At 28.2% G+C, this 12526-nt stretch carries 13 protein-coding genes and 1 other RNA gene; 7 read left to right on the top strand and 7 right to left on the bottom strand.

Annotation, left to right across the window (positions count from 1 at the left end; all coding sequences use genetic code 11):
• Nucleotides 1-48 precede the first annotated feature (48 nt).
• Both VBY68_RS05380 and VBY68_RS05375 read left to right on the top strand, forming a co-directional pair.
• Nucleotides 49-564 (top strand): lecithin retinol acyltransferase family protein, encoded by a 516-nt coding sequence (locus tag VBY68_RS05380; protein WP_415269118.1) that lies wholly within the window; start codon nucleotides 49-51, stop codon nucleotides 562-564.
• A gap of 356 nt (nucleotides 565-920) precedes the next feature.
• Complete coding sequence (locus tag VBY68_RS05375) at nucleotides 921-1274, top strand: DUF7222 domain-containing protein (protein ID WP_274639341.1); 354 nt, start codon at nucleotides 921-923, stop codon at nucleotides 1272-1274.
• An 86-nt stretch (nucleotides 1275-1360) separates the two neighbouring features.
• Here the strand turns inward: VBY68_RS05375 and VBY68_RS05370 are convergent, their stop codons facing one another.
• A complete protein-coding gene (locus VBY68_RS05370; protein WP_415269117.1) occupies nucleotides 1361-1612 on the bottom strand; it encodes a helix-turn-helix domain-containing protein in 252 nt (83 codons plus the stop codon).
• An 87-nt stretch (nucleotides 1613-1699) separates the two neighbouring features.
• Between VBY68_RS05370 and VBY68_RS05365 the strand changes: the two genes are divergently transcribed.
• A complete protein-coding gene (locus tag VBY68_RS05365) occupies nucleotides 1700-2452 on the top strand; it encodes a hypothetical protein (protein ID WP_415269116.1) in 753 nt (250 codons plus the stop codon).
• Between the two features lie 756 nt (nucleotides 2453-3208).
• Here VBY68_RS05365 and VBY68_RS05360 read toward each other — a convergent pair.
• Together VBY68_RS05360 and VBY68_RS05355 are read right to left on the bottom strand one after the other, a co-directional pair.
• Nucleotides 3209-4270: a M12 family metallopeptidase gene (locus VBY68_RS05360; protein ID WP_415269115.1), complete on the bottom strand. Its 1062-nt coding sequence runs from the start codon at nucleotides 4268-4270 to the stop codon at nucleotides 3209-3211.
• Nucleotides 4271-4944: 674 nt separating this feature from the next.
• Nucleotides 4945-5502 carry a tyrosine-type recombinase/integrase gene (locus tag VBY68_RS05355; RefSeq protein ID WP_415269114.1) on the bottom strand — a complete coding sequence of 186 codons (558 nt, stop codon included), beginning with the start codon at nucleotides 5500-5502 and terminating at the stop codon, nucleotides 4945-4947.
• 416 nt (nucleotides 5503-5918) lie between these two features.
• Here VBY68_RS05355 and VBY68_RS05350 point away from each other — a divergent pair, with 416 nt between their 5' ends.
• Nucleotides 5919-6125: a hypothetical protein gene (locus VBY68_RS05350; protein WP_415269113.1), complete on the top strand. Its 207-nt coding sequence runs from the start codon at nucleotides 5919-5921 to the stop codon at nucleotides 6123-6125.
• Nucleotides 6126-6372: 247 nt separating this feature from the next.
• Nucleotides 6373-6945, top strand: coding sequence for a sce7726 family protein (locus tag VBY68_RS05345; RefSeq protein ID WP_415269112.1), 573 nt, complete (start codon nucleotides 6373-6375; stop codon nucleotides 6943-6945).
• On the opposite strand, the gene VBY68_RS05340 is transcribed toward VBY68_RS05345, so the two are convergent.
• From VBY68_RS05340 to VBY68_RS05330, 3 genes are all read right to left on the bottom strand, one after another.
• Nucleotides 6923-7978: a beta family protein gene (locus VBY68_RS05340; RefSeq protein WP_415269111.1), complete on the bottom strand. Its 1056-nt coding sequence runs from the start codon at nucleotides 7976-7978 to the stop codon at nucleotides 6923-6925. The two genes, VBY68_RS05345 and VBY68_RS05340, sit on opposite strands and share 23 nt — an antisense overlap.
• A gap of 34 nt (nucleotides 7979-8012) precedes the next feature.
• On the bottom strand, nucleotides 8013-8753 hold the full coding sequence (locus tag VBY68_RS05335; RefSeq protein ID WP_415269110.1) for a DUF3800 domain-containing protein: 741 nt from the start codon (nucleotides 8751-8753) through the stop codon (nucleotides 8013-8015).
• Between the two features lie 736 nt (nucleotides 8754-9489).
• Nucleotides 9490-9678, bottom strand: coding sequence for a hypothetical protein (locus VBY68_RS05330; RefSeq protein WP_415269109.1), 189 nt, complete (start codon nucleotides 9676-9678; stop codon nucleotides 9490-9492).
• Between the two features lie 136 nt (nucleotides 9679-9814).
• On the opposite strand from VBY68_RS05330, the gene VBY68_RS05325 reads away from it, so the two are divergent.
• The gene (locus tag VBY68_RS05325) at nucleotides 9815-10585 is read left to right on the top strand and encodes a helix-turn-helix domain-containing protein (protein WP_415269108.1); all 771 of its coding nucleotides are present in this window, start codon (nucleotides 9815-9817) and stop codon (nucleotides 10583-10585) included.
• An 89-nt stretch (nucleotides 10586-10674) separates the two neighbouring features.
• On the opposite strand, the gene ssrA is transcribed toward VBY68_RS05325, so the two are convergent.
• Nucleotides 10675-11069: a transfer-messenger RNA gene (gene ssrA, locus VBY68_RS05320) on the bottom strand.
• Nucleotides 11070-11298: 229 nt separating this feature from the next.
• Between ssrA and VBY68_RS05315 the strand changes: the two genes are divergently transcribed.
• The gene (locus VBY68_RS05315) at nucleotides 11299-12507 is read left to right on the top strand and encodes an NAD(P)-dependent oxidoreductase (protein WP_415269107.1); all 1209 of its coding nucleotides are present in this window, start codon (nucleotides 11299-11301) and stop codon (nucleotides 12505-12507) included.
• The last annotated feature ends 19 nt before the right edge of the window (nucleotides 12508-12526 follow it).

The following is a 12526-nucleotide window of genomic DNA, read 5'->3' as shown; positions in this document are numbered from 1 at the left end:
TAGGAGACGCTTGTGTCTTTAATCTATTTTTGAAGAAAAATTTTATATATGATATTAAGTCAATTTGTTAAACAAAACCAATTACGACCAGCCGATGCTATCGTTTTAAGAAAAAAATTCATGGGTATGGTAGATCATTATGCTATTTATTTAGGAGATAATCCACAGTCAGGAAGCCCTGAGTTTGTAGCAAATTTCACTAAAGGTGTTCAAATAATACCTGAAAAAGAAATTGTAAATCAATTAAAAACTTATGTTCCTAAAAAAATAGAAAGATTTGAAGGAACAACACACCAAAGAAGAAGTGCAATAGAAAGAGCTTGGCTCAAAATAGGAGATGAAGCCTATAATCTTTTAGGAAATAATTGCGAGCATTTTAAAAATTGGGTTCACTATGGCAAGGAAATAAGTGGACAAGTTAATAAGGCAGGTAATATATCAGCTGTTTTAGGCACAGGGGTAACAATTGCTGGATTAGTTTCAAATAATAATAAAAATGTATTCAAAGGTTTGGGATTACTAACCTTAGGGTTAATTTTAAAAAATTTATCAAAAAAAGAATAGAATTAAAAAGAGGAAAAATAAAAACATAATCTTTTTCATAAGGTTGTGTTTTTATTTGTGAAACAATTAGAGTATAAATATCCAAAGAATTACTTTAGTTCGTAGTTTAACGAAAGTTCATTGAAATAGTCCTCCTGAAAAAAAACAAGTCATTGATAGAAAAAGTTAAAAAGGTGTAAAAAATTACGGGTAGTTACTATCCCTTCAGTTTAAAATATAGTAAAGGGAATAATATCTAGATTGTTACAAGTATTAGTTACAGCAAATAACTCAGAAGATGGTAAGTGTGATAAAACTCTTTTCAATTTCCTAAGGTCTTATTTATAGATGATTAGCCTTATAAGAAATCGAAAAGTATGTCTAAATTTAAAAAGAAAAATTTTTTAGAAAACTTCAGTTCCTTCCCTTATTTCCATATAAAACTTTTAGAACAAGGAAATGTTGAGTGGTCTTTATTAATAAATAACCCTGATGATTATTATTCTGCAAATAATGGTTCTATTCCTGGCTTAATTTATTATAGTGATACTGTATCCTTTGCAAAAAGATATCATTTATCCATTTTGCAAATTTTAGATGAATTTGAAGTAAATTGTGGGAAGATAAAAAATAAACCTAGCCCACATGATGAAACGCAATATTTTAATTGGCTTTCTTGGTTTGCTTGGGAGAATATGATGGGAGAGATTATATCATTTTCAGAATATTGAACGAGATTCAATGTATTAGAAATAATAAGCACTTACAATAATTGTAGGTGTTTATTTGTTTGCTCATAAGCTAAATAAAAAGACATTTAAATTTCAATATTGAAGAACTCCTTTAGGGGAACTTCCATAGCTATTGCTAATGCTGATATTGTTACTACGTTAGGTGTAACTACAGCTTTCTCTATTTTATATAGGTATTGTCTATCTTTTCCTACTAATTCAGCAAGTTGTGTCTGGGTTAAGCCTTTTTGTTTTCTAATTTCTTTAACACGGTTACCAATTTTTATTGGTATCTCAGATTTTAATGCCTCTAATTTTTTTTCTGATAACTCTATCATATTGTAAATGTCCAATATGATAAATGATATTTTGTAACCTTAAATAACTGCATTTTTGTATATTTGACCGAATTAAAATAAAATCTTATGAAAAAATATTTAGCAAGTATTATGATTGCTTTTCTAGTGTCGTGTGGAACAACAACTAAAGAAGAAACCCCTAAGGAGAACTCTGAGAAAGATAACTCAACAGAGAAGGTTATTCAAGCTGAAAAGGAAGAAGAATTAGCAAAGGAAAAGAGAGAGGAAAAGAAGTTGGAAAAGCTTCGCTATTACATGAATAACTCTTCTGTAACAGATGAAAATGGGATTTCTTACAAGCTAGAGGTTGTTAAAACTATTATTGGTCAGGAAAATATGTATACTTCTAAAAAGATGTATGTTACTGAAGGGGATATAGGCTTTGATAAATATGTTGTAGTAAGTTCTTATCGTATTAAAACTCTTTTTAAACTTAAATCTAATGGAAAAGCTATTGATAACATTGAGCTAGAAGGTTTTTTAGTTAAATCTCAACTCAATGGAGATACTAAATACAATTTTTGGGATTCAAAATTGAATAAATGGGTTGTTAAAACTAAACAAGATGTAATAATGTTACGTAATATGAGCTGTAATGATAGTTTTATATATTATCCTCAACTCGATTCAAAAAAACACAGAAAAAATAGAATTACTGAATTTACAAGTGTTTGGTGTAATTTTGGTATTGGTGATGATGTAAAGAATGCAAAAATAGAAGCAATAAATAAATGCGGAATGCTTGAAGATAATCTTAAAAATATTGAATATACAACTGATAATCTTTTGGATATTAATAATGTTTTTAAAAGTAATTAGTTTAGATGAGTCTAATGAATAAGCTAAAGCAAAATCATTTAAATTAACAGTTGAGAATGTAAGTTTTAAGCTCTCTAATTATTTGCAAAAGTTGTCACTCTGTATTTTTATTATTATAAGTAAAAGAACATTATGACAACTTTTGCAATGATAAAATTAACTTTTGAAAATTTTGAAATGATCCGAAAAGGGTCATTTTTTTATTTAGTGAGTTAATTCTAATTCTTTAAATAGTTTTGCAAAATCTGTCACTCTGTATTTTTATTATTATAAGTAAAAGAACATTATGACAACTTTTGTAATAAAAAAATTAACCTTTGAAACCTTAAAATGATCCGTTTGAGGTCTGATAATGTTTTTATATTTTTAAGGTCACAAAAAATTACACTACACAAAAAACATCTATGAATATAAAAGCCAAACTCTTTAAAGTTTTTTCTATAATTGAAAACTCTTTGATAAAATACTATAATTTAACTGTATATTAATTACTACTCTTTTACTAATACTTCCTTTTTCAAAACTTGAAAACCATCTATATCTGTCTTGCTATCTTGTGCTTACTCAAAATTTAAATTATTAAAAGGTTTTCATAACCTAACTGTTTTTTTAGTGTGTGTTTTGGTATGTTAAAGTTATATCCCATTTTATTTATTTTAATGTAACTATTATAACCATCTAGAAACGTGCTTAATAAAAAAAAACCAGTGAATTAATTCACTGGTAAAAATATTAAACAAAAAGAAATTTATTTACTTAGGCATAATACCATTGATTATCTCTATATACTACTTGTAGCCATTGGCCATTGTTGTCTTTTACCCACCAAAGGTCGTGGTATCTGTATACACGAAGCCCTTGAACAGTGTACCAAAGCCCATTTGTGTAAGTTGGGGTTTCGCTGTCTGTTCCAGTGGCAGGGTACATTTTATTTATACCTTGTATGTCTAGATTAGATAGTCCATCTCTTTGGCTTTGATATAATTCTCCATTTAATTTAGTAATTGTAGGGTTACCATTTTTTGAAAAAGAGTAAGGATGGTACATCATGATTGAATTAAAATCAAAAGTTGTATTTTCCTGCCCTCGGTATCCTCTATCAAAGTATGTGTAAAAATTATATTTAGAATTAGGGATAATGTTTTGTTCATGAATTAATACATAATTATCTCTATCTGTTCTAGATTGTTCGTGAAAAAGTCCTATTGCATGTCCTATTTCATGAATTGCGGCACCAGTAGGACAACCATCTGCTAAAGAAATTTCTTGCTTTCCTCCTTGCATCCCAACACTAGAACTACAACCAGACCCTCTGTAAAAGTAAATGTAATTAGGTTGATTGGTTCTTTCTATAAAATTTAAATTTGTGTTATTTTGCCAGTGCTGTATTGCTTCCGTAGCTCTATGTTTAGAAGGTAAATTAGGATCAATAGAGTAATAAACAGTATTATTAGGCCACTTTCCATAAGTTATACCAGCACTTCTTTTAGAAGAAGATTTTTGACCAGGTTGCAAAATTACATTTTCCATTGAGCTATATACTTGATTTTTAGGAAGTATAATATCTCCGTCAATGATGTATTGATCATCAATTACTTCATAAGTAACAGGTACTCCTAAATAATAACCTTTTTTAATTTCACCCGATTTGTTAGGGTATGCTAATTCAGTGTTATTAAGGTTTTGTTCATCTATATTTGTGTTTTCAATATGCTCTTTCTCATTACAAGATATAATTAATAAATTTATAAAAAAGACAAAAAGCCACTTGAATTGTGTCGACATTATTTGTTTTTGAAGGGATTTACTTTTTTTCATTGTTGTTTGTTTTTGAAGGGATATACTTTTTTTCATTGTTGTTTGTTTTTTCGTGTAAAATCACATATTTGTTTAATATTTAACATGTAGAACGATAGTTGTATGTAGTTATTGTATATTTATTTTTTTTTATTATATAGGTAGAAATTTAAAAGCCAGTATTGATTTAGTTTTAATAAACAGAGGAGCTAGGAAATAAAGAACCCTGCTAATTTGTATGTTATTTTATTGTAAATGTTTTTAAGACTAAAGTTTCCAGTTATTCTAAGAAATCAATTAATTTATTACCTAAAAGGTTTTCTGTTAGAGTCTAAAAAGAAGCAATATAGAAGATGTTTTTACGTATTGTAATAATAGTTATACGTATTACAAGATATTGAAAACAAGGGTATTAGAAAGCGTAAAATCTCAAAATTTACAGAGTTAATTGTGGTTTAGGGAAGGAGATTAACAATAAAGTAAGAAACGTAAGGATTAAAGCGGTAGAAGCTTGTGGAATGCTTAAATAAAGAATATCTTTATTCCTATTTAAGCTCTCTAATTATTTGCAAAAGTTGTCACTCTGTATTTTTATTATTATAAGTAAAAGAACATTATGACAACTTTTGTAATCAAAAAAATAACCTTTGAAAACCTTGAAATGACCCGAAAGGGGTCATTTTTTATTTAGTGGGTTAATTCTGATTCTTTGAATACATTTCTTTAAATTGTTTAGCGTAATCATATGAGGTTTTACCAATATAACCTAGAAAGGTTTTCTCGCTAGAATGTCCTGTAACACTCATAATTAAATAATTTGGAAGCCTTCCGAAGTTGTTCGTACAGAAGGTTCTTCTACAGGTATGAGTTGAAATTAATTTCCATTTCTCATACTTACCATATTCTTTACTTTTAGTATCTTTATTAAATAGAAATCCTTCCGTTAATTGATTAATTCCAGCAAGCTTACATACTTCTTTCATATACTGATTAAACTTCTGTTGGTTAATCTTATGAGGAAACCCATTAGATATAATTTCTTTTACTTCTTCAAGTACAGGAATAGTAACTAAATTACCCGTTTTTTGTTGCTTTAATTCGATAACTTCTAGGTCATTTCTAGTATGAAAATTATCTAAAGTTATGTTGAGTAAATCTCCTGCTCTTTGACCTGTATAACAGCCTAAAAGAAGCCATTTACGGACGTTTTTAAGGCTTTTTAAAGGAAGTTCTATCTCTTTTATAGATTCCAATTCTTCTGGTCTTAAAACGATTATATATTCGTTTTTTGTTTTATGTCCTGATACTTTAAGTAGCTGTGAATGTGTTTCTAAACCGTTAGATGATGAATTATAAACAGTATTTGAGATTAGAAGGTTATTCAGAAGCTAGTGTAAGCAGATTTAACAAGAGAATTGAACATTTTGTACTTGGTGTAAGAACAAGGGTTTAAAGGCAAATAAAGTCAGTTATAAAGACTTGATAAGTCTGGGAAAGATTACAAGAAAAGAAGGTTAAAAGACAGTACAATAAATATTGAACTAAATAGTATTAGCAGGTATTTTGAATATTTAATTGCTTGTGAGAAGGGGAAAGATAAACTAGTTAAAAATTTAAAGATTAAACCCCTTCACATAGGTAACTGTATAAACTATTAACTGAGTTAGAATTGGAAGATTTATATCATAGCTATGAAGTAAAAGGGCAAGATGAATATATCAGAGCGACAGCTTTTAGGAATAAGATAATTACAGGACTAATGGTGTTTCAAGGAGTAAATAATGCAGGATTAGAAGCACTAAAATTAGCCCATTTAAAGATGAATAAAGGCAAGATATACATTCCATCTACTACGGGACTAAAGCAAGAAATTTAGAGTTTAAAAGCGCTCAAATCATGGATTTAACACACTGTAAAAAGGAGGTGATTCCAATACTGTATTAGTGTAAAAAGACCATATTGAGAAGCTACAAAATATGATAGATAAGTTTCATCCGTTGGGTGATTTTTAAACGGGTGTATCTATAACCTAAATTAGACTTAAAAACACGTATAAGTATTTTTTTATTATTTTTATTAAATCAATTGCTTATAATTTTGAATTATAAAAATATATTTGCCCCATGAAAGATGCTGAAATTCGTGATGTTTTAAGAGGAAGTCTCTTGAAGAAATATATAGATGATTCTGATTCTAAAGTTGTAGATGAATTGACTATTTCTGTAACTAATTCAAGAGTTGATATTGCAGTTGTTAATGGTCATCTACATGGATATGAAATAAAAGGAGCTAATGATACATTAAAAAGAATTACTCATCAGATAGAAGGCTACAAACAAGTTTTTGATTATGTTACTGTAGTAACAGAAAGTAATCACCTAGAAAAATTAGAAAAAAAAATACCTGATTGGGTTGGAATTGTTTTATGTATTGAAGGTAAAAAAAGAATAAAAACATATAGAAAACCTAGATTTAATAGAGAGAAAAGAGGATTTCATTTAGCTCGTCTATTATGGAAAGATGAAATAAAGGAGGTCTTAAGAGAAAATTCTATACCATTCCGTACTAAAAATACTGTCTGGCAATTAAGTGAAGTGGTGGAAAAAAATATATCTGTTCCTAAGCTTTCAAAAATTGTAAGAGAAAAACTTAAGAACAGATTAGATTGGAAAGTTAAAGATTATTATGTATCATAGTGATATGATGATTTTGACTTATTTGTACCCAAGTGGTTGCATTTCCTGTTTTATTATCTGGGTTGTTTTCATCAAGCCTTGAGTATTTGTAATAATTTAAGTCACCCCAACTAAAATCTCTTCCATAAAATAAATTATCATCAATTAAATTTTTGCAATGAACAATAAATTGCCTATGCCCCAATCTGTGATTTTGGGTTAGTTCACCTCTATAAAAAACAAACTCATCTTTAAAACTATATTTTAAACTTACTGTTCCTGGGAAGTTTATTCTCTCATATTTTGCAGACTTTGTACCATAATCACTATACTTGACTTTATCAGAAAAATTATGTTTTTTAATTGCACTCCACAATTTTTCTTCTAACCTTTCTAATTTTTGTACAGGAGGTGATAGAGCTATGTTACCTAGATTACTAGGAAAAGAACTAGAAGAAACAAAAATATCATGATAACTGACCTCTTCAAGCTTTAGCAAATCTATAGCAGATGTAGTATTAATAGAAATTCTAGGAAAATCATCCTCAATTATATCTCCATAATCTAAATGGATTATTACATTTTCTTCTTTAGTTTTAAATTTCCTTAAAAAAAACTCTATATCATGATTTAAATCATTGAAACCTGCTATTCTGCCAGAGAGCTTAAAGCAAATATTTAAATTATAAGTTTGTGTTAAATCAATGACTAAGTCAGAATAAATTTTTGGAGAATTATTATTTACTGACAGAACTACGTTTACATTATTATAGATAAGTTCTTCAGTTAATCTTTTGATACCATCAAAATAATAATCCCAATTTTCAAGATATGTGAAGTCTAATATTAGTTGATTTCCGAAAAAAGACCAATGCCTAATGAAGAAATTTTCTAGGAAATTGTTATAAACAGGTTGCCCTTTTACTTTTTTTTCGAGATTTAAACCTAAAACTTGTATAACTGGTGTTATTTCTTCTTTTACTTTTTGCTCCAAATGTTGAAGAGCCACAATTTCACCTTTTTTAGAAACTAAAATTGGAAAGTATTTTTTCATAATTTATTTTTATTAAATTGGTTACATATTTTTTTTAAGGAAAATATTTCAACCCCCATCCTTCTTTTTTTCCATATTTATTAGCAAATATTTTGTCTTGAATAACATTATATGTTTTCTGTTCTAGTTCTGGGTGGATTGATTTTCTTGCTATTGGGTAAGCAATTAAATCTGCTAATTGCAATCCATTGATGTTTTGATTTTTGCCTCTAAAAAATAATTTAGGATTGCATACTAAGAAATCACTTGTAGACTTATAATCTGTACCAAATCTAACTATTTCAGTATATGATTTTCTTAATGATAAATCTTTTTTCTTTCCTCTCTTTTCAACACAAAAGAAAAGAGAATTTCTTTTGTTTGATGCATTAATACATGACATTGACCTTTCTACAATAAATTTTAGACAATCTTCATATACTTCATCTACACCTTTATATCTAGATTTATATTTCTCTTTATCTATTATGCTAGAAATAATAACATAATTTGAATTTCTTAATAAATTTTCTATATCTACATAGAAATTCATCAATACTTTTTTGTCTTTGAAAATTTCAAATACACCTAAACTTTTCCTCATTTCGTAAGAATGAAGAATTACATCTGAACAGTTGAAATATTTTAATTTCAAATTTTTCAGCATTTCATCGAAGTTTAAATAACTTCTCTCATCAAAAAGAACTGCTCCTAAAACAAATACGTTATGTCTAGGGTCATTGTTTTTCATGCTTGCATCACCTGATTCATCAATGAATACAAAATATTTACTCATCTATAAATATCTATAGCTTATAAAATAATAAGTTAGAAAAGAGAAAAAATTAGCAATTATTTTTTCATGTAGTTTTCCTATACACTCTAAAATTAGAAATATTTTCCTAATATTAAAGTTTTAAGAAAAGATATTTTTCTTCTTTATTAATTATATTTTTTCAATAGTATACTTTAAGTTTTAAATTATATTACTGAAACCTGTAATATTCTTTAATAAAAATTTTTGAAACTTATTTTTAGACTATCTATTTGGTTAAAAGTTCATTGAAAAAAATTGCATGAAGATTTACAAGAGTTTCAACGGAAAAGTTGACTAACACCTTACAATTCTTTAACCACCGAAGATAATCTTTAGGATATTAATAATGTTTTTAAAAGTAATTAGTTTAGGTGAGTCTAATTAATAAGCTAAAGCAAAATCATTTAAATTAACAGTTGAGAATGTAAGTTTTAAGCTCTCTAATTATTTGCAAAAGTTGTCACTCTGTATTTTTATTATTATAAGTAAAAGAACATTATGACAACTTTTGCAATCAAAAAATAACCTTTGAAACATTAAAGTTATCCTTTTGTGATAGAATTTACAAATTAGAAAACAATAGTATTCTAAGCTAGAGAAAGCCAATTATTTTGATTTTATATGAACTATGTCTGAGTTTTGAAAAACTTTTTTCGTTTCATTTTGTATGGAAGTTTTGTTCAACTTTTTAGGTCTAATTAGTTTAGGAAAGACCTTAGTTGTAACTTAATAATATATCACCAAATATGAATGAAGAAAAAAATAAAGCAAGTGCAGTTATCACAATGGTTAGTGCGTCTGGTGCATCAGTTGGATTCGGTTTAGCGGTTGCGGTAGGAATTCCTTTAACAGTTCCTATGGCAATAGGAGCAGGAATTAGTTGTTTAGCTTTTAGTATAATCAAGGTTTGCAGAAAGAATTAAAGTAGTTGAATATTCAACTACTTTAATTTAATTTTTAATTAGCTCTCTTATAAGTAAAAATAGGGAGTTATAGTGCTTGAAAAATACTTTACTTTTGTTTGTATATTTATAAAACAAATGAAGTCTAATAAAAGTAATATTAAATCAATAAACAGTATAATTTTTAAGGAGAATAAGTTTTCTGCTGAAGAGGAAGAAGGATGGTGTAGAGTCTATGTTGATTTATTAGAATATAAGAATTCGAAAACAATATGGACGGTGTATTTTAGCCATGTATATTGTGATTTGTTATATAAGATTGGTGAGGCTTTAGGTATGTCGCATCTTTTTTCTTTTGTTCCTCATGATTCAGTTATTGATAACATCATATTTTATGGTGAAAAAACAAAAAAAATTAAGAATAAAGAATTAATAATTAGACAAAGTGCATATTTACAGTATATAGTAAAAACTTACGAAAATAATAATTATGATATTTTTAATTCTAGTTCGATTCATGCGATTTTTGCTTATGATGATATCAAAATTATTGAAATAGTTAGGAATGTTATTGTAGAGTTCTTAATAAAGAGCTCAAGTTTAGGGATTTCAGAAAGAGTCAGGATTTTTATTGAGATTACAGGAGAAGCACTAAAAGTAAAGAAAGAGAATGATTTTTTAATACAAGATAAATCTTCAAGTAAAGAAAAAGTTGAGGTTGTTAAAAATGTTCAACCTATTATAGATAAAGATTTATTAACTCGAAATGAAGCAAAAGACTTTCTTAATATATCTTTACCAACGTTAAATAATTGGACAAAGAAAGGAATGATTAAATCATACGGAATAGGAGGTAGGGTATACTATAAGAAAAACGAAATATTAGAGTTACTTGAAGAATTGAAGTAGTATTTATTTTATAAAGCTGACTAAATACTGGCTAAAAAATAAATTAAAAAACCTCAATTTACTGTTTTGCAGTTGGTTGAGGTTTTTAATTGTGGAGACGCCGAGAATCGAACTCGGGTCCAAACAAGTAGCTCAAAAGCTTTCTACATACTTAGTTTTTGTTTAATTTTCGATTAAGACCTGACCAAAAACTGCCCAATCTTAACTTATCTTCTTTAGTTTCGAAAACCTATCGAAGCTCTAAGTTCTCTATGTTTACTTTTACGATGCCCAAAAATGAAACGCCGTAAACCAAGGCTTTTCGTGGACATTTAGCTTGCGCACCTTGTGCGCCGAGGCAAATCTTACTGTTAATTCAGATTATGCAGCTAAAGCGTAGTTATCTTCGCCGTTTAAATGTTTGAAATAAGTTTAACGAGTTATCATTTCACTCCTCGGTATGCTTACATTTTCACTAATCTCGCTGTCAAAACCAGTCGTCCCCAATATGTCAAAGATGCTATAAATATCTCTGCAAAAAATATACCAGATAATCTTTGCAATTCTATGCAATTTAGTTTGGCAGTACTATAAAGATATACTACTTAAACAAGAGAATGCAAATATAAAAAAATACTACTTGTACAATCATTTTAAAACGAGTATTTTCGCTGCAATTGTTATAAACTATAACATTATATGTGAAATTGTTTAATTTTAATACAAAATCAATTATGAAATTCGGAATTATAAAAGAGCGTAAAAACCCACCTGATAGAAGAGTCGTATTTTCTCCAGAAAAACTGCAAGAGTTTAAACAACAGTTTCCTCAAGCAGAAATAGTGGTAGAAAGTTCAGATATCCGAGTTTTTTCTGATGAGGCTTACGCAAAAGCAGGTTTTGAAGTAACAAATGATGTTTCTGATTGTGATGTATTATTAGGAGTAAAAGAAGTTCCTGTAGACAATTTAATACCAAATAAAAAATACTTTTTCTTTAGTCATACTATAAAAAAGCAACCATACAATCGTAAGTTGTTAAAAGCTATGTTAGAAAAAAATATTGAAATGTTCGATCATGAAACTATTATAAAAGAAAACGGAGCTCGTTTAATTGGTTTTGGTCGTTATGCAGGTTTAGTAGGTGCATATAATGGTTTCAGAGCTTTGGGCTTACGTGAAGGTTTATTCAATTTACCTAAAGTAGAAACCTTAGCCGATTTAGATGCGGTAAAAGCTGAATTAGATAAAATAAGCTTACCAAACATTAAAATATTATTAACAGGAACAGGAAAAGTAGCTAAGGGGGCTCAAGAAATATTAGACCATCTAAAAATTAAACAAGTAAGTGATGCTTTGTATTTAACAAGTGAGTTTACTGAGCCAGTATATTGTATAGCTGATGTAATGGAATATGCAAAACGTAAAGATGGTAAAGTAGGAGATAAGTTTGAGTTTTATAAAGATCCAACTGGTTACGAAAGTAATTTTATGGCGTATGCTAAACAAACTGATTTCTTTATAGCGGGACATTTTTATGGAGATGGAGCACCGTATTTATTTACACGTGAAGATGCTAAACATCCTGAGTTTAGAATAAAGTATGTAGCTGATATTTCATGTGATATTGATGGACCTGTGGCATCAACATTAAGAGCTTCTACAATAGCTGATCCTATTTATGGTTACAATCCAGAAACGGAATCAGAAATTGATTATAAAGATGAAAAAGCAATCACGGTAATGGCTGTAGATAATTTACCTTGTGAGTTACCAAAAGATGCTAGTGAAGGTTTTGGAGAAATGTTTTTAGAGCATGTAATTCCTGCATTTTATAACAATGATAAAGATGGAATTTTAGCTAGATCAAAAATGACAACTAATACTGGTAAATTAACCGAACGTTATGCATATTTGCAAGATTACGTAGACGGAAAAGAATAATATAAATTAACTCCCGCTT

The sequence above is a fragment of the Tenacibaculum ascidiaceicola genome (genome assembly GCF_047470925.1).
Classification (GTDB): Bacteria; Bacteroidota; Bacteroidia; order Flavobacteriales; family Flavobacteriaceae; genus Polaribacter; species Polaribacter discolor.
Note: the sequence above shows the minus strand (reverse complement) of the source record. Positions and strands in the feature narration are given on the sequence as shown.

Excerpts from the sequence above, each read along its gene's own strand:
- VBY68_RS05375 (WP_274639341.1), top strand. The coding sequence starts at position 921 with ATGTCTAAATTTAAAAAGAAAAATTTTTTAGAAAACTTCAGTTCCTTC.
- VBY68_RS05360 (WP_415269115.1), bottom strand. The coding sequence starts at position 4,270 with ATGAAAAAAAGTAAATCCCTTCAAAAACAAATAATGTCGACACAATTC.
- VBY68_RS05345 (WP_415269112.1), top strand. The coding sequence starts at position 6,373 with ATGAAAGATGCTGAAATTCGTGATGTTTTAAGAGGAAGTCTCTTGAAG.
- VBY68_RS05340 (WP_415269111.1), bottom strand. The coding sequence starts at position 7,978 with ATGAAAAAATACTTTCCAATTTTAGTTTCTAAAAAAGGTGAAATTGTG.
- VBY68_RS05365 (WP_415269116.1), top strand. The coding sequence starts at position 1,700 with ATGAAAAAATATTTAGCAAGTATTATGATTGCTTTTCTAGTGTCGTGT.
- VBY68_RS05370 (WP_415269117.1), bottom strand. The coding sequence starts at position 1,612 with ATGATAGAGTTATCAGAAAAAAAATTAGAGGCATTAAAATCTGAGATA.
- VBY68_RS05325 (WP_415269108.1), top strand. The coding sequence starts at position 9,815 with ATGAAGTCTAATAAAAGTAATATTAAATCAATAAACAGTATAATTTTT.
- VBY68_RS05335 (WP_415269110.1), bottom strand. The coding sequence starts at position 8,753 with ATGAGTAAATATTTTGTATTCATTGATGAATCAGGTGATGCAAGCATG.
- VBY68_RS05380 (WP_415269118.1), top strand. The coding sequence starts at position 49 with ATGATATTAAGTCAATTTGTTAAACAAAACCAATTACGACCAGCCGAT.
- VBY68_RS05315 (WP_415269107.1), top strand. The coding sequence starts at position 11,299 with ATGAAATTCGGAATTATAAAAGAGCGTAAAAACCCACCTGATAGAAGA.